General features: G+C 70.7%; 15 protein-coding genes. 6 read left to right on the plus strand and 9 right to left on the minus strand.

From position 1 onward, the window contains the following. Positions 1-69: 69 nt before the first annotated feature. The 3 genes from RV986_RS20425 (at position 70) to RV986_RS20435 (ending at position 4,931) form a co-directional block, all read left to right on the plus strand. Positions 70-795, plus strand: coding sequence for a response regulator transcription factor (locus RV986_RS20425; RefSeq protein WP_475918800.1), 726 nt, complete (start codon positions 70-72; stop codon positions 793-795). A 290-nt stretch (positions 796-1,085) separates the two neighbouring features. Then, positions 1,086-2,534 carry a sensor histidine kinase gene (locus RV986_RS20430; RefSeq protein WP_475924352.1) on the plus strand — a complete coding sequence of 483 codons (1,449 nt, stop codon included), beginning with the start codon at positions 1,086-1,088 and terminating at the stop codon, positions 2,532-2,534. A gap of 156 nt (positions 2,535-2,690) precedes the next feature. Further along, positions 2,691-4,931: a sulfatase-like hydrolase/transferase gene (locus RV986_RS20435; RefSeq protein WP_475918801.1), complete on the plus strand. Its 2,241-nt coding sequence runs from the start codon at positions 2,691-2,693 to the stop codon at positions 4,929-4,931. A gap of 63 nt (positions 4,932-4,994) precedes the next feature. Here the strand turns inward: RV986_RS20435 and RV986_RS20440 are convergent, their stop codons facing one another. From RV986_RS20440 to RV986_RS20455, 4 genes are all read right to left on the minus strand, one after another. Continuing rightward, positions 4,995-5,396, minus strand: coding sequence for an ATP-binding protein (locus tag RV986_RS20440; RefSeq protein WP_475918802.1), 402 nt, complete (start codon positions 5,394-5,396; stop codon positions 4,995-4,997). 114 nt (positions 5,397-5,510) lie between these two features. Then, positions 5,511-7,067, minus strand: coding sequence for an ABC transporter substrate-binding protein (locus RV986_RS20445; RefSeq protein WP_475918803.1), 1,557 nt, complete (start codon positions 7,065-7,067; stop codon positions 5,511-5,513). 192 nt (positions 7,068-7,259) lie between these two features. Beyond that, entirely contained in the window at positions 7,260-8,567 is a 1,308-nt protein-coding gene (locus RV986_RS20450) for a metallophosphoesterase (RefSeq protein ID WP_475918804.1), read from the minus strand. 28 nt (positions 8,568-8,595) lie between these two features. Continuing rightward, positions 8,596-8,838: an SCO4848 family membrane protein gene (locus tag RV986_RS20455; RefSeq protein WP_475918805.1), complete on the minus strand. Its 243-nt coding sequence runs from the start codon at positions 8,836-8,838 to the stop codon at positions 8,596-8,598. Positions 8,839-8,929: 91 nt separating this feature from the next. Here RV986_RS20455 and RV986_RS20460 point away from each other — a divergent pair, with 91 nt between their 5' ends. Beyond that, a complete protein-coding gene (locus RV986_RS20460; protein WP_475918806.1) occupies positions 8,930-10,264 on the plus strand; it encodes a D-alanyl-D-alanine carboxypeptidase family protein in 1,335 nt (444 codons plus the stop codon). On the opposite strand, the gene RV986_RS20465 is transcribed toward RV986_RS20460, so the two are convergent. Genes RV986_RS20465 through RV986_RS20480 form a run of 4 tightly spaced genes read right to left on the minus strand, consistent with a single transcriptional unit; the run spans position 10,218 to position 13,075 of the window. Next, positions 10,218-11,174 carry a YihY/virulence factor BrkB family protein gene (locus tag RV986_RS20465; RefSeq protein ID WP_475918807.1) on the minus strand — a complete coding sequence of 319 codons (957 nt, stop codon included), beginning with the start codon at positions 11,172-11,174 and terminating at the stop codon, positions 10,218-10,220. The genes RV986_RS20460 and RV986_RS20465 overlap by 47 nt on opposite strands. After that, on the minus strand, positions 11,162-11,608 hold the full coding sequence (locus tag RV986_RS20470) for a GtrA family protein (protein ID WP_475918808.1): 447 nt from the start codon (positions 11,606-11,608) through the stop codon (positions 11,162-11,164). The genes RV986_RS20465 and RV986_RS20470 overlap by 13 nt, the downstream gene beginning before the upstream one ends. Then, a complete protein-coding gene (locus RV986_RS20475; protein WP_475918809.1) occupies positions 11,605-12,549 on the minus strand; it encodes a decaprenyl-phosphate phosphoribosyltransferase in 945 nt (314 codons plus the stop codon). The genes RV986_RS20470 and RV986_RS20475 overlap by 4 nt, the downstream gene beginning before the upstream one ends. Then, on the minus strand, positions 12,542-13,075 hold the full coding sequence (locus RV986_RS20480) for a phosphatase PAP2 family protein (RefSeq protein WP_475918810.1): 534 nt from the start codon (positions 13,073-13,075) through the stop codon (positions 12,542-12,544). The genes RV986_RS20475 and RV986_RS20480 overlap by 8 nt, the downstream gene beginning before the upstream one ends. A gap of 142 nt (positions 13,076-13,217) precedes the next feature. On the opposite strand from RV986_RS20480, the gene RV986_RS20485 reads away from it, so the two are divergent. Both RV986_RS20485 and RV986_RS20490 read left to right on the plus strand, forming a co-directional pair. Further along, positions 13,218-14,603, plus strand: a complete 1,386-nt coding sequence (locus RV986_RS20485) for an FAD-binding protein (RefSeq protein ID WP_475918811.1) — start codon at positions 13,218-13,220, stop codon at positions 14,601-14,603. A gap of 8 nt (positions 14,604-14,611) precedes the next feature. Next, entirely contained in the window at positions 14,612-15,367 is a 756-nt protein-coding gene (locus tag RV986_RS20490; protein WP_475918812.1) for a decaprenylphospho-beta-D-erythro-pentofuranosid-2-ulose 2-reductase, read from the plus strand. Between the two features lie 70 nt (positions 15,368-15,437). Here RV986_RS20490 and RV986_RS20495 read toward each other — a convergent pair whose 3' ends face one another. Next, positions 15,438-16,022: a 2'-5' RNA ligase family protein gene (locus tag RV986_RS20495; RefSeq protein WP_475918813.1), complete on the minus strand. Its 585-nt coding sequence runs from the start codon at positions 16,020-16,022 to the stop codon at positions 15,438-15,440. Between the last annotated feature and the right edge of the window lie 53 nt (positions 16,023-16,075).

Consider the following 16,075-nt stretch of genomic DNA (forward strand, 5'->3'; position numbering starts at 1 on the left):
CATGACTCTCAAGGAACTCCAAAGCAGGAGCCGCCCCCCAGCGCGACCGGCGCACGGATACTGGGGGGCATGACCGCTCACGAGGGGGCCACCATTCTCGTCGTCGAGGACGAGCCGAGCATCGCGGACGTCCTCGCCATCGCCCTGCGCTACCACCGCTTCGAGGTCATGACCGCGGGCACCGTCCGCCAGGCGCTCATGCTCGCCGAGCGCACCCTCCCCCACTCTCGGCTTCGCTCGAGCGGGGGGACCCCCATCGACTTGGCGCTGCTGGACGTGATGCTGCCGGACGGCGACGGGCGGGCGCTGGGCCGTGAACTGCGCGCGCGCCGGCCGGACCTGGCGATCGTCTTCCTCACCGCGCGGGACGCGCCCGCCGAGATCGTCGGCGCGCTCGGCTTCGGTGACGACTACATCACCAAGCCGTTCAACATCGACGAGGTCGTCGCCCGGATCACGGCCGTACTGCGCCGCACCCGCCCCGACGACGTGCTGCCACAGCGGCCGCCGCTGCGCTACGGCGAACTGGAGCTGGACGAGACGACGTACTCCGTGCACCGCGGGGACCGTACGGTGGAGCTCACTCCGACCGAGTACGCCCTGCTGCGCTTCCTCGTCCGCAACGGCGGGCGGATCGTGTCCAAGGAGCAGCTTCTGCGCCATGTGTGGCAGTACGAGCACTCGGCCGAGTCGACCGTCGTGGAGACGTACATCAGCTATCTGCGGCGCAAACTCGAACCGCTCGGACCGCCGGTGATCCAGACCCGGCGGGGCGTCGGGTACGGGCTCGCATGAGGCCCACCCCACGCACGGGCCTCGCGGCCCGGCTGACGACCACGACCGGCGTCCTGGGTTTCGCGACCCGCATACGGTCAGCGACTCGCGGACGGTCGGCGCTTCGCATACGGTCCGGGGCTCGCGTACGGTCCGCGGCTCGCGCGAAGGTCCCGGCCCGCACGGGAATCCCGGCCCGGACGGAAACCCCCGCGCACACGGAAACCCCGGCCCGTACGGAGCCCCTGGCCGGTACGGAGCCCCTGGCCGGTACGGACGCCCCCTCCCGCACCGAGCCCCCGGTCTGCGGGATGGTCCCCGTGCGGGTGACCATCCCCCGTCGCCGTCACCACGGGATCCACTCACTGCGCGGCAAGCTGACGCTCGCCAACGTGGGGCTGCTGGCCCTGGGCATCATCGTGGCGACCGCCGTCAGCCTGATGGGCATGCGGCACTATCTGCTCGACCAGGTGGACACGGATCTCGCCAAGACACGGGACTCCCTGGCCGGTTCGCAGCTCACCCTGCGCCAGATCGACTCCCTGACCGCTCTGGCGTTCGTACGCGATCGACTGGGCCCGCAGATGGACAGGTCCGCGAAGCCCGACTCGATCGTCGCGGCCGTGGACAGCCGCGGCCGGACCGTCAGCGTCGGCGGTTTCAAGCCGACCGACACCCAGCGCGCGCTCGTCGTCGCGGTGGACGACCCGAGCGCCTTCGTCCACGGCAGCGGGCTGCGCGACATCACCGTGCACGGCGCCTCCTACCGGGCGACCGGCGCGCGGCTCGCCGACGGCACATACGTGCTGTTCGCCACCTCGACCGACGCGCTGCACAAGGGCATCGCCAAGGCGCTCAAGCTCGACCTGGCCGTCGGGACCCAGCTGCTGTCACTGCTCGCCGTACTGACCATGATCAGCGTGCGCCGGCGGATGCGACCGCTGGAGGACATGGTGGAGACCTCCTCGGCGATCGCGGAGGGAGACCTCACCCGCCGCGTACCCTCCAGCCACCATCCGACCCAGGAGGTCGAGCAACTGCGGCTCGCCCTCAACTCCATGCTCCACCAGGTGGAATCGGCGTACCGGACGCGCGAGCGCAGCGCCGCCCAGCTGCGCCGGTTCGTCGCGGACGCCTCGCACGAGCTGCGCACCCCGCTGTCGGCGATCCGCGGCTACCTCCAGTTGTACGAGAAGGGGATGCTGCGCGAGCCGGGTGAGCGGCAGCGGGCCTGGGACCGGATGAACGCCGAGGCCGACCGTATGGGACGGCTCGTGGACGAACTGCTCACCCTGGCCCGCCTCGACCAGAGCCCCGAGCTGCGCTTCAAGAACGTCGACCTGAGCCGCCTCGTGCGCGACGCGGCCGAGGACCTGCGGGCCCAGCAGCCGGGGCGCCCGGTGACCGTGGCCGCCGACGGCACGCTGCTGGTGCACGCCGACGAGTCGGGACTGCGGCAGGTCCTGGGCAACCTCGTGGCCAACGTACGCACCCACACACCCGCCGAGGTGCCGGTGCGGCTCGGTCTTGAGCGCGAGGACGGGATCGTACGGCTGTGGGTCGCGGACGAGGGGCCGGGGCTGGCGGAGAACGACGCGACGCGCATCTTCGACCGGTTCTTCCGGGCGGGCGGGGGCGCGGGCAGCGGGCTCGGGATGGCGATCGTGCAGGGAGTGGTGACCGCGCACGGGGGTGACGTGGTGATACGTACGGCGCCGGGTGAGGGACTCGCCGTGACGGTGACGCTACCCGCGCGCTGACCTGCTTGAACAAATGCGGTGATCCGCTTGAACATAACCAAACCTGGGACATTGAACACCGGCCGCCAAGGTGCCGTACACAGAAGCAGGCGGCCCCGACCTACTTAGCCTGGTCCGCCGCGCCACCACTGGGCTTCGCAAGGAAGGACCTTCGGGTTGTCGTTCAAAACGAGCTCTCGGCAGTTGCCGGACGGGGACCAGGCGCCCTCAGAGGAAGCCACGGCACTGGACGGCCTCTCGGAATCCGGTCCGGACGCCACGGAGGACGTACCCGCGGCTGAAGTACCCGCGGCCGAACCACCGGCGGACAACGCTCCCGCCGAGGAGAAACCGGCAAACGAAGCATCCGCCGACGACGAAGCGGCGGAAGCGCCGGAGGCGGCGGAAGCGGCGGAAGCGGCGGAAGCGGAGCCGGAGGCGAAGGCGGCGACCGCCGAGAACGAACCGGCCGACGAAACGACCGCCACCGACGGACCGGCCGACGAGCGGGTCGAAGAACAGCCCGACGAACAAGCCGCCGAACAGCCCGACGAACAAGCCGCCGAACAGGCCGACGAACAGGCTGAAAAGGTATCCGCCGGGAACAACCCGGCCGAGGAAGCACCCGTCGACACGGCGAAGCCGGAACCGGCCCCCGCCGAACCGACCGCCGAGGGCACCTCGACCGGTACCCCCACCGGCAGCCCCGCGGACGAACCCGCCGGTGCCGCGCCCGGCGAAGTGACCACTCCCGGCCGCCGTGGGCGCTGGCGCGGGTGGCGGGACAAGTACCCGGTGGCGGCCCGGGGCCTGTCCTGGACCATCAACATCCTCGCCGCCGCGCTCGTGTTCATCGCCCTCCTGATGCCGAACAGTCCGGAGGACTTCAGGCCGTCCTCGTTCGTGCGCGTCCCGGTGGAGGCGATCTTCGGTGCCGCCGTCCTGATCGTCCTGCCGCGCAGGCCGCGGCTGGTGGTGGCGGCACTGTCCGGGCTCGCGCTCGGTGCGATGACGATCCTGAGCTTCCTCGACGTCGGCTTCAAGCAGTACCTGGGGCGAGGGTTCAACGTGATCCTCGACTGGGGTCTGTTCAGCGACGCGCTGGCGTACCTCAAGGACACGTTCGGCGAGAAGGGCGCGATCGGCGCCACGGTCGCCGTCGTGGCCCTGGTCATCGTCCTGCTCGCCCTCACCACTCTGGCGGTCGTGCGGCTCAGCGGGCTGCTGTCCCGGCACACCGCGAGGGCGACGCGCGCCACCCTGGTGCTCGGCACCGTCTGGATCACCTGCACCTCCCTCGGTGTGCAGTTCTCCGGTGTGCCCATCGCCTCCGAGCACACGGCCGGGCTGGTGCAGGAACGCATGCAGCGGGCGCAGGAGACCCTGCGCGACGAGGCGGCGTTCAAGAAGGTGGCGAAGAAGGACGTCTTCGCGAACACCCCGCCCGACCAGCTGCTCACCGGGCTGCGCGGCAAGGACATGATGATCACCTTCATCGAGAGCTACGGCCGCAGCGCGATCGAGGACCCGGTCATGGCCCCGGGCGTCGACGCGACGCTCACCGCCGAGAACAAGAAGCTGACCGACGCCGGGTTCGCGGCGAAGAGCGGCTGGCTCACCTCGGCGACGTACGGCGGCAGCAGCTGGCTGGGCCACTCCACCTTCCTGTCGGGCCTGTGGATCAGCAACCAGCAGCGCTACCGCACCGTCACCGCCGGCGAGCGCCTGACCCTCCCCGGCGCCTTCAAGAAGACGGGCGCCTGGGACACCGTCGGCGTCATGCCGGGCGTCCAGAAGGCCTGGCCCGAGCAGAGCTTCTATGGCATCGACAAGCTCTACGACTCCCGCAAACTCGGCTACAAGGGACCGAAGTTCAGCTGGTCGACCATGCCCGACCAGTACGCCCTGACCGCGTTCGAGCGTCTTGTGCACAGCAAGAAGCACGACAAGCCGCTGATGTCGACGATCATCCTGACCTCCAGCCACCAGCCCTGGGCGCCGATCCCCGAGCTGGTCCCCCAGGACCAGGTCGGCGACGGCTCGATCTACAACGCCATCGAGAAGGCCGGCAAGAAGGCCGCCGACATCATCACCGACTCCGCCAAGTCGAAGGTGGAGTACGGCAAGTCCATCCAGTACTCGGTGTCGAGCCTGATCAACTACCTGGTGCAGTACGGCAACGACAACACCGTGCTGATCTTCCTGGGCGACCACCAGCCGATCTCCCGGGTGAGCGGCAACCACGCCAGCCGTGACGTGCCGGTCTCGATCGTCGCCAAGGACCCCAAGGTCCTCGACAAGATCGCCGACTGGAACTGGGCGGACGGTCTGCAGCCGAAGCAGGACACCCCGGTCTGGAAGATGGACGCGTTCCGCGACCGCTTCCTGACGGCGTACGGCTCGACCCCGAAACCATGATGAGTTAACGGCTCGGATGACGTCATGAACTGGATGACGTGATGAATCGAATGACGTCCTGACTCAGGGAGCCGAGGACACCAGGGCCCACACGGTCTTGCCGTGACGTCCCCGGCTCCACACCCCCCACGCCACGGCGATGCTCTCCACCAGGTGGAGCCCACGGCCGGTCTCCTCCCACTCGGAGACCGGCCGCAGCCGTGGTTCGGCGAAGCCCTCGTCGGAGACCTCGATGAAGCAGGAGCCGTCGGCGAGGGCGGTCACCGCGACCTCGAACTCCCGCTCGGCGAGCGATCCATGGCGTACGGCGTTGGTCGCCAGCTCGGAGACGAGCAGGACGGCATCCGCCAGGGCGGGGTTCTCGGGGCTGTGGCCCCAGTCCACGAGATGGTCGCGCACCCGGCGCCGGGCGAGTCCGACGGACGCCGGGTGCAGGGGCAGCCGGAACGAGTTGCGTCTCAACACCTCAGCTCCTCACCCCGCGCACACCTCCGGCACATAGTGCACACATGGTGCTGCGTTGGGCGAGAGCACGATGTCACCGGGGTGCGGGCCCACCCCGCGAGATCACGTCACGTGTCATATCCAGCTCAGCCGCCAGAGGCGGAAGACACCGGTCCCGTCCGACAGATACTGGCCGCCTCCGATGTCCTCACTGCTGAGTACATAGTCCTTGCGCTGCCAGAGGGGAATCAGGGGAACATCGCGGGCCACGATGCCCTGCAGCGACTGGAAGTCGTCCGACGTACGGCTGCGGTCCTCGTACTGCTGACTGTCCTGAATCAGCCGGTCGACGTCCTTGTTGCTGTAGCCGTTCTTCATGCTGTTGCCGGTGCCGACGAGCGGGGTGCTGAAGGTGTCCGGGTCGGGGAAGTCGGCGACCCAGCCGACCGCCCACGCGTCCAGCCGGCCCTCCGCGTACCGCTTCTGGAAGTCGGTCCACTCGTAGCCCTTGGTCTCCACCTTGAACAGACCGCCCGCCTCCAGCTGCCCCTTGAGCTCGGCCGCCTCCTCACCGGCGGCGCCGCGCCCCTCGGCGTACCCATAGGTGAAGCGCACCGGGAGCGACACCCCGGCCTCGGTCAGCAGGGCCTTCGCCTTCTTTTCGTCGGGCTTGGGGTTGGCGTCGAAGAACGACGTCGAGTGCCCGGTGATCCCCGCCGGGATCAGCCCGTACAGGGGATCGGTCGTCCCCTTGTAGGTCTGGCCGACCAGTTCCTCGCGGTTGATCAGCGCGGCGACGGCCTGCCGTACCAGGCGGCTGTGCAGCGGCGAGCCCGCCCGGACGTTGAGGACCAGGTTGCGCGTCTCGGCGCTGTCGGCCTCGGTGACGTGCTGGTCCGGGTCGCTCGGCGAGAGGGCGGCGAGCGTCGTCGGCGGCAGCTGACGCGTGGCGACATCGATCTTCTTCGCCGTCCAGGCGCTCGCCAGCGTCTGGGGGTCGGCGTAGTAGCGCAGCACGGTGGGGCTGCCGCTCCCCTTGACGGCGCCCCGGTGGTGCTTGTTGGGCGCGAGGACGGCCCGCTTGTCCTTCGTATACGACTTCAGGACGTACAGTCCGGTGCCGTCTGCGCCGGTGCCGGTGCGCAGGGAGCGCTTCGGGTAGCGGGTGTCGTCGACGATCGACCCGGCGCCGGTGGCCACCTTGAAGGGAAAGGTGGCGTCCGGCGAGGAGAGGTGGAAGGTGACCGTGAGCCCCTTCGCGTCCACCGAGCCGAGGGTGCTGAACAGGGACGCGGGCCCCACCTCGGAGTTGATGGCCTTGACCCGGTCGAAGGAGAACTTCACATCCTCGGCGGTCGCCTTGCGCCCGCTCGGGAAGGTCAGGTCGTCACGCAGCTCGCATCGGTAGGTCGTGAGCCCACTGCCGACGAACCCGCAGCTCTTCGCCGCGTCCGGCACGGGGGCGGCGCCGCCCGGCTCGAACGTCATCAGTGACTGGAACACATTGCTGAACAGCGCCCAGGAGCCCGCGTCGTAGGCGCCCGCCGGATCGAGCGAGGTGACGGCGTCCGTCGTCCCGACCGTGATCGTCCGGTTGTTGTCGTCCCGCGACGGCAATAACTGCCAGCCGCCCACTCCTGCGGCCGCCAGTACCACCAGCACCGCGAGAATCCGTATGCGAACCGATCGCATCGGCGCCCCTCCCCAGGCCACGCCTCGTACCGCTCCCCGTGCCACTCCCCAGTGACGCGGATCACCCAACCACAGGTGTTTCGCCGGAGGGAAGAGATACCCGAAGAATGAAACGAGGTGTTGGGAAAGGGCGTTTCAGCCCCGTTTCACAGCAATCCCACAGGCTCCCCGCGGAGTTGTCGCCCCCGGCGCTCAGGCCTGCCGGGACGCCAGTTCCACGACCGTGATGTCGGACGGCGCGCCCACCCGGGTCGGCGGCCCCCAGGCGCCCGCGCCCCGCGAGACGTACAGCTGGGTGTCGCCGTACCGCTCCAGGCCCGCGACCGTGGGATTGGCGAGTTCGGCGATGTAGTTGCCGGGCCACAGCTGTCCGCCGTGGGTGTGCCCGGAGAGCTGGAGGTCCACCCCGTGCCGTACGGCGTCATGGATCTGGACCGGCTGGTGGGCGAGCAGCACCACGGCCCGCGAGGTGTCCCGGTCCCCCAGCGCCCTGCCGAAGTCGGGCCCGTGCCCCTCGCGCTCCCCCGCGATGTCGTTGACGCCCGCGAGATCGAATCCGGCCAATTCCGTCCGCGCGTTCTCCAACGGGTGCAGCCCCAGCTCCCGCACCTCCCGGACCCACTGCTCGGCGCCGGAGAAGTACTCGTGGTTGCCCGTGACGAAGTAGCTGCCGTGCCGCGCCCGCAGCCGTGCGAGCGGCGCGGCGGCGGGCCCCAGGTTCTTCACACTGCCGTCGACCAGGTCCCCGACCACCGCGATCAGATCGGGCTGCGTCGAGTTGATCGTGTCGACGACCCGCCGGCAGAAGTCCTCGCCCAGGACGGGCCCGAGGTGGATGTCGCTGACGACGGCGATCCGGAACCCGTGCGCGGAGCGCGGCAGTCTGGCCAGCGGCACGGTGACCCGCTTCACCCGAGGCCCCCGCAGCACGCCGTACGTGCCGTACCCGACGGTCCCCACGGCGACGGCCGCGGCGGCCCCGCCCACGGCGCGCGCGACGAAGAGCCGACGCGAGGGAGCGCTGCCGGGCACGGGCCGCGGCGGCTCGGCGGGGGCGGGCTCCTCGGCAGCCGCTCCCGCCGGGAGCACCGGCTCCCCCCGCGGTACGGGGATCGCGCTCGGTACGGGTGCCGTGTTCGGCGCGGGGGTCGTGCTCGGCACGGCTGTGGCGGCGGGCGTCCGCCGTTCCACGAAGCGGCGCAGCAGTGGCCGTACGGCCTCGCCCGCCACCGCCCCCAGCAGCAGGTAGATCGACAGCGCCATCCACAGGAACCCCGGCCAGGCCAGCACCCGCTGGAGCCAGAAGGGCGCGCCGGCGCGTTCGGCCGCGACGGCGGCGATCATCAGCACGGGCCCGGCGACGAAGACCACCGTGCCCGCGTGCCGGGCGAGCCCGGGGCCGGACGTCGTGTCCCGCACCAGACGGCGCCACACGTACCAGTACAGCCCTACGACCACGGCCAGGACGACCAGACCCACCAGCACGAAGACGATGACCACGACGCCCTGTCCCCCGTATCCCCCGTTGCTATGACGTCTGGCGCAATGCGCGCAGTCCACGGAACCCGATGCCCCCGACGACCGTCCCCAAGGCAGAGGAGACGACGGCGAGCGTCAGGTGGACCCAGAAGTACGCCGTCGGATCCCCTGCGTCGTCGAACGCGAGCCCGCTGCCGTCCTTCCACAGGTTCTTGACGAAAGTGATCCAGATGACCCAGCTCCACACCCCGAAGGCGAGCAGGAACCAGGAGACGGGGCGGCTGAGCTTCATGGGTCCAGTATCGCCGTCGTCGGCCGGGAACCGGCGCCGGGGTGGGCAGGGTGCTGGGACTTCCCGACCGGGGCCCTGTACTTTCTCGACCGTGCCCGCCACCAACAAGACCATCGAGCGATCGCTACTGGTCACATCTGCCACCCTGTTGTCCCTTTCGCTGACGACCGCTCCGGTCCTGGCCGCGGACAAGCCATCGTCCTCACCCACACCCACCACCACATCGACACCGACACCGACGGCGAGCCCGAGCGCCACTCCCCCGGCGGGCATGTCGACCGTGGGCGGAGTGCGGCTGGGCCGGGCCGGGACCCAGGTGAGTCTCGGCGCGGGCGCCCCGGTGCTGCCCAAGGACGTGACCGCGCGCTCCTGGATCGTCACCGACGCCGAGTCCGGTGACGTCCTGGCCGCCCACAACGCGCACTGGCGGCTGCCTCCGGCGAGCACCCTGAAGATGCTCTTCGCCGATACGGTGCTGCCGAAGTTCCCCAGGACGCAGGAGCACAAGGTCACCGTCACCGACCTCGCGGGCATCGGCGCGGGCTCCAGCATGGTGGGGATAAAGGAGGACGAGACGTACACCGTGCACGATCTGTGGCTCGGCGTGTTCCTGCGCTCGGGCAACGACGCCGTGCACGTGCTGTCCGCGATGAACGGCGGCGTCGACCAGACGGTCAAGGACATGCAGGCGCACGCCGAGGATCTGCAGGCCCTCGACACGCATGTGGTCAGCCCCGACGGCTACGACCAGAAGGGGCAGGTGTCCTCGGCGTACGACCTGACGCTGTTCGCCCGCTCCGGGCTGCAGAAGAAGGACTTCCGGGAGTACTGCTCGACGGTACGGGCGAAGTTCCCGGGAGAGACGAAGAAGGACGACAAGGGTAAAACGACCCGCGAGACCTTCGAGATCCAGAACACCAACCGACTGCTGACCGGCGACAGCGACATCTCCACGTACCAGGGCATCGCGGGCGTGAAGAACGGCAACACCACCAACGCGGGCGCCACCTTCACCGGTGTCGCCGAGCGCAACGGCAAGGTGCTGCTGGTCACCGTCATGAACCCGGAGAAGAACGAGCACAACGAGGTCTACAAGGAGGCCGCGCGACTGCTCGACTGGGGCTTCAAGGCCACGGGCAAGGTCACGCCGGTGGGTGAGCTGGTGCCGCCGGAGGGCGTCGACACCGGCGCGCAGGCGGGCGCGACCGCGTCGAGCGGATCCACCGGCTCCGCGTCCGACGGGGACAACACGGCCAAGGGCGACAAGGCGTCGTCGAGGCCGATGGCCGCCGCCGCGAACGGCCGCTCCGGCGGCGTCGGGATCGCCCTGGCCGTCACGGGCGGCCTGCTCGTACTGGTCGCCGCCGCCGTCTTCCTGGTCAACCGCCGCTGGCCGCTGCCGGACCTGATGCGCCGGCGCCGCTGACACCACCGGACTCCGCGCCGGACTGCTCGTCCGACGCGTCGTCCGTCTGCCCGTCGGACCGGTCGTCGTGCCCCGTGGCCGTCCAGGCGGCGCAGAACAGCACCAGCTTCGAGGTGAAGTTGATCCACAGCAGCAGCGCGACGGGCACTCCGAAGGCGCCGTACATGCTCTTCGAGGCGACCCCCCGCATATAGCTGCTGAGCAGCAGCTTGAGCAGCTCGAAACCGGCCGCGCCGATCAGCGCCGCGACGAAAAGCCGGCGGCGCGGCGGCTCGACGCCCGGCAGCAGCGTCAGGACGTACAGGAGCACCAGGAAGTCGGCGAGTACGGCGACGGCGAACGCGCCGGTCTGCAGCAGCACGCTCCCCCACCCGTGCTCGTCGAGGCCGAGGTGCCGGGCCGACCAGCCGACCAGCGAGGACGCGACGGTGGAGACGCCGATGGTGACGAGCACGGCGCCGCCCAGCCCGACGAGCACCCCGGCGTCCGTGAGCTTGCGCAGCAGGGCGTTCTCGTCGCTGTCGGGCAGCTCCCACACCGCGCGCAGACAGTCCCGCATGGAGCCGACCCAGCCGATGCCGGTGAACAGCAGGACGGCGCCCGCGATGAGACCGATCGTGCCGGCGTTCTGGACCAGGGTGTTGATGTCGAGCTGGTCGGAGATGCCCGGCACCTGCTCGGCGATGTTGTCCTGGAGCTGCTTCTGCTGCTGAGCGGTGAGCGTGGCGGCGGCGATCGCGGCGCCGACGGTCAGCAGCGGGAAGAGCGCCACGAAGCTGATGAAGGTCATCGCGGCGGCGAGCCGGCTCCACTTCACCCGGTCCAGACGCTCGTACGACCGCCACGCGTGCGTGGCCATCAGTCGCGTGACCCACGGTCCCACGCCGGGAATCTTCTTCAGCCAGTCCATGATCCGACTCTGCCCTCGCCTCGGAAAACCAATGTCCGGGTACCCCAAAAACGCAGGACCGTGGCGAGCGCCATCCCGATTCCGGCACCGGAGACGGTGTCGGCGCGCCACGAGGTGAGCCCGAGGCCATAGTGGCTGACGGCGACGCACAGGAGCTGGACGAGGGCTCCCGCGAGGTTCACGGCGAAGAATACGAGGAAGTCGGGGCACCGCCGGGGCCCCCGCACGGAGTGGTGCCGGTACGTGCCGAGCGCGTTGCCGGTGTAGGCCACCGAGCAGCCCACGACGAACGACAGCGCCTTCGCGGTGAGCGGGTCGAATCCCACCGGGCCGCGCAGCCAGAGGAAGAGGCCGAGGTCGGCGGCGTAGGCGAGGACTCCGACGGTGGCGAAGCCCAGGAGTTCCCCGGCGACGGGCCGCTGCGCGAGTCTCACCAGTTCACGACCGCGAGCCCGTACATCGCCAGCCACACCAGCCCGATCAGGGCGAGCCCGCGGTCGTGCAGGACGACGTCCTCGGGTTCGCCCGCCGTGCCCCGGTCGGCGAAGACCGCGTACCGCAGGACGGCCAGGATGAAGGCGATCACGGACAGTTGCCGCCAGGGCAGCACCCCCGCGCCGGGCACACCGCCCTCCTCCAGGGCCCACAGGCAGTAGCCGAGGACGGCGACACCGGCGGCCAGCTGCCAGACGAAGCGCAGATAGCCGGTGGTGTACTCGGTGAGCAGCGCGCGTGTGGCACCGGCCTGCCCGGCCATCTGGACGGCCTCGGAGTACCGTTTCGCCGCCACCATGAAGAGCGCGCCGAAGCCCGTGGTGATCAGGAACCAGCGGGAGAGCGGGATGCCGAGGGCGAGCCCGCCGATCATCGCCCGCATCAGGAACCCGGTCGTCACGACGGCGAGGTCGACGACCAGGACGTGCTTGAGGCTGACGCAGTAGGCCAGTTGCATGCCGAGGTAGGCGGTGAGCAGCGCGGCGGTGACCGGGGAGGACAGCAGGGCGGCGACGGTCGGGGCAAGGACGCCGAGGACGCCTCCCGCGGCGTACGCGACCGGGACGGGGACCTGGCCCGCGGCGACCGGACGGTGGCGCTTGACCGGGTGGGCGCGGTCGGCGACGGCGTCCCGGGCGTCGTTGATCAGGTACACGGCGGCGGCGCAGGCCGTGAACAGGACGAAGACGAGCGCGAGTTGGATCGCCGCGTGCCGGGAGAAGAGCTGTCCCGCGGCCGCCGGGGCCGCCACGACCAGCACGTTCTTCACCCACTGGCGGGGGCGGGCGGTCCTGAGAAGGCCTCGGGCGAGGCCGGGGACTCTCTTCGCGGGCGCCTGGGCGGTCGGCTGATGGTCCAGGAGCACCGTGCGCTCAGCCATGGCCTACCCCGATCCAACGGGCGCCCAGACGGGCCGTCAGGGCCCCCAGGGCGGCTCCCGCGACCACGTCCGAGGGGTAGTGGACACCGACCACCAGCCGCGAGAGGCACATCGCGGCGGCGAGCGGGGGCACCGGGCGGGCGCCGAGCGCTCCGAAGGCGATCGCCGCCGCCGTCGCGGACGTGGCGTGCGAGCTGGGGAACGAGTGACGTCCGGCCGTGCGCACCAGCGGCACGACGTGCGCGGGGCGTGGACGGCGCACGATCCGCTTCACGCCCATGCTCGCGAGGTGCGCGGCGGCGGTGAGCGCCGTGGCGCGCAGCCACGCGCCGCGCCGCTCACGGTCGACCGCCGCCCCCGTGCACCCGGCCACGAGCCACAGGGTGCCGTGCTCCCCGCTCCAGGACAGGGCACGCGCGACGCCCGCGACCCGTGGATCCGTGCCGTACGCGTGGAGTGCCGACAGCAGTCGGCGGTCCATGTCGTCGAGGCCGTCGAGGTCGTCAAGGCCGTCAAGGTCGTCCATGTGGTCCCACTCTTCTAGGGAGTGGTCGCAGAATTACGGCAATCTTTGACGACATCCCATTAATCACCCATTTCGGTGAGGAGCAGCGAAGGCGGCAGAAGTTCGAGTGGTATGCACCTTTATGGGCGATACGGTCACCCTCATGCCTGCCGAGTCCGTATCCGCGTCCGTGACGGCCGAGTCCGTGTCCGTGACGGGATGGGGCCGCACCGCCCCGACCGCCGCCCGTCTGGTCCGCCCGCGCACGTACGAGGAGGCCGCGGCCGCCGTCCGCGCGTGCGGGGAGCGCGGGGCACGCGGAGGCATCGCACGGGGGCTCGGACGGGCGTACGGGGACGCGGCGCAGAACGCGGGCGGGACCGTGCTCGACATGACCGGCCTGGACCGCGTCCACGCGATCGACGTCGACGGCGGGACCGTGCGCTGCGACGCCGGAGTGAGTCTGCACCGGCTGATGGAGGTCCTGCTCCCGCTCGGCTGGTTCGTGCCGGTCACACCCGGGACCCGCTATGTGACCGTCGGCGGCGCGATCGGCGCGGACATCCACGGCAAGAACCACCATGTGTCCGGCTCGTTCGCCCGCCACGTGCGCTCCTTCGAGCTGCTGACCGCCGACGGGGGGATCCGTACGGTGGGCCGCGGCACCCCCCTCTTCGACGCCACGGCCGGCGGGATGGGCCTGACCGGCGTGATCCTCACGGCGACCGTCCGGTTCCAGCCTGTCGAGACCTCCCTGATGTCCGTCGACACGGAACGCGCCGCGGACCTGGACGACCTGATGGCCCGCCTCACCGCCACCGACCACCGCTACCGGTACTCGGTCGCCTGGATCGACCTGCTCGCGCGCGGCCGGTCGACGGGGCGCGCGGTGCTCACCCGCGGGGAACACGCTCCCCTGGACGCGCTGCCGCCGCGCTCGCGCAGACACCCCCTGACGTTCCGTCCCGCACGGCTTCCGGCCGCGCCCGCCTTCGTCCCCGAGGGGCTGCTCGGCCGCACGACGGTCGGCCTCTTCAACGAGCTCTGGTACCGAAGGGCCCCCCGCGCGCGTACCGGTGAGCTGCAGAAGATCCCGGCCTTCTTCCACCCGCTCGACGGGGTGCCGCACTGGAACCGGGTCTACGGGCGCGGTGGCTTCGTGCAGTACCAGTTCGTCGTCGGGCACGGGCGGGAGGAGGCCCTGCACCGGATCGTGCGGCGCGTCTCGGAGCGCGGGTGTCCTTCCTTCCTGGCCGTCCTCAAGCGCTTCGGAGAGGGCGATCCGGGCTGGCTGTCCTTCCCGATGCCCGGCTGGACCCTCGCCCTGGACATCCCGGCGAACCTGCCCGGGCTCGGCGCCTTCCTCGACGAGCTGGACGAGGAGGTGGCCGGGGCGGACGGGCGCGTGTATCTGGCGAAGGACGCGCGGCTGCGGCCTGAACTGCTGGCCGGGATGTATCCACGGCTGGCCGAATTCCGCGAGCTGCGGGCCGAGTTGGACCCGCTCGGAGTCTTCACATCGGACCTGTCCCGCCGCCTCGACCTCTAGGAGTTGTCATGAAGGACGCCTTCGGAGCCCCCCAGTCCCTGCTGATCCTCGGCGGCACGTCCGAGATCGCGCTGGCCACGGCACGCCGTCTCATCGCCCGGCGCACCCGCACGGTGTGGCTCGCGGGACGGCCCTCACCCGCCCTGGAGCGGGACGCCGAGCACCTGCGGGAGCTGGGCGCGGACGTCCGTACCGTCGCCTTCGACGCGCTCGACTGCGAGTCCCACGAGACGGTGCTGGACAAGGTCTTCGCCGAGGGCGACCTCGACATGGTGCTGCTCGCCTTCGGAGTCCTCGGCGACCAGGCGCGGGACGAGAGGGCGCCGGTGGCCGCGGCGCGGGTCGCGCAGACCAACTACACGGGCGCGGTGTCCGCGGGACTGGTGTGCGCGCGGGCCCTCCAGTCACAGGGGCACGGCTCCCTGGTGGTGCTCTCGTCGGTCGCGGGCGAGCGCGCCCGCCGCTCCAACTTCATCTACGGCTCCAGCAAGGCGGGCCTGGACGCCTTCGCACAGGGCCTGGGCGACGCGCTGCACGGCACCGGCGTCCACGTCATGGTCGTACGACCGGGGTTCGTCCGTACGAGGATGACCGCGGGTCTCGCGGAAACGCCCCTGGCCACCACTCCGGAGGCGGTCGCGACGGCCATCGAGGTGGGGCTGCGACGCCGCTCGGAGACGGTGTGGGTGCCGGGGGCGCTGCGGCTGGTGATGTCGGCGCTGCGGCACGTACCGCGGGCGGTGTTCCGGCGTCTGCCGATCTGACGACCCGATCCGGACCGACCCGGCTCGAACCGATCCGGCTCGAACCGACCGACCCGATCGGGTGTCAGGTCTAGCGGGCCCGCAGTGTGGTGTCGTGCCCCGCGGGCGCGCATGCCTGCGGAGGCACCACCGCGCCCCCGAACGCGAACTCGCGCAGCTTGCGCCACACGCCGTCGGCGCCCTGTTCGTAGAGCGCGAACCCGGTGCACGGCCACTCGGCCTCGTACCCGGCGAGTTCCTCGTACGCGCGGTCCATCGCCGCGTCGTCGATGCCGTGCGCCACGGTGACGTGCGGGTGGTACGGGAAGTTCAGTTCGCGTGCCAGCGGCCCGGACGCGTCCCGGACCTGCTGCTGCAGCCAGGTGCAGGCCTCGACGCCCTCGACGACCCGCACATAGACGACGGGCGACAGCGGCCGGAAGGTGCCCGTCCCGGACAGCCGCATCGGGAAGGGGCGCCCGGCGGCCGCGACCGCGACCAGGTACGTCTCGATCGCGGGCAGCGCCACGCCGTCGACCTCGGTCGGCGGCAACAGCGTGACGTGCGTGGGGATGCCACAAGCCGCGGGATCGCCGAAGCCCGCGCGCCGCTCCTGGAGCAGGCTGCCATGAGGCTCCGGGACCGCGATCGACACGCCGATCGTTACGGTCCCCACGTCGTCTCCTGTCGTTGTCCCGATGGTCCGGTGGCCGGATGATCTGATCGTCC

The sequence above is a fragment of the Streptomyces sp. RLA012 genome (genome assembly GCF_056270325.1).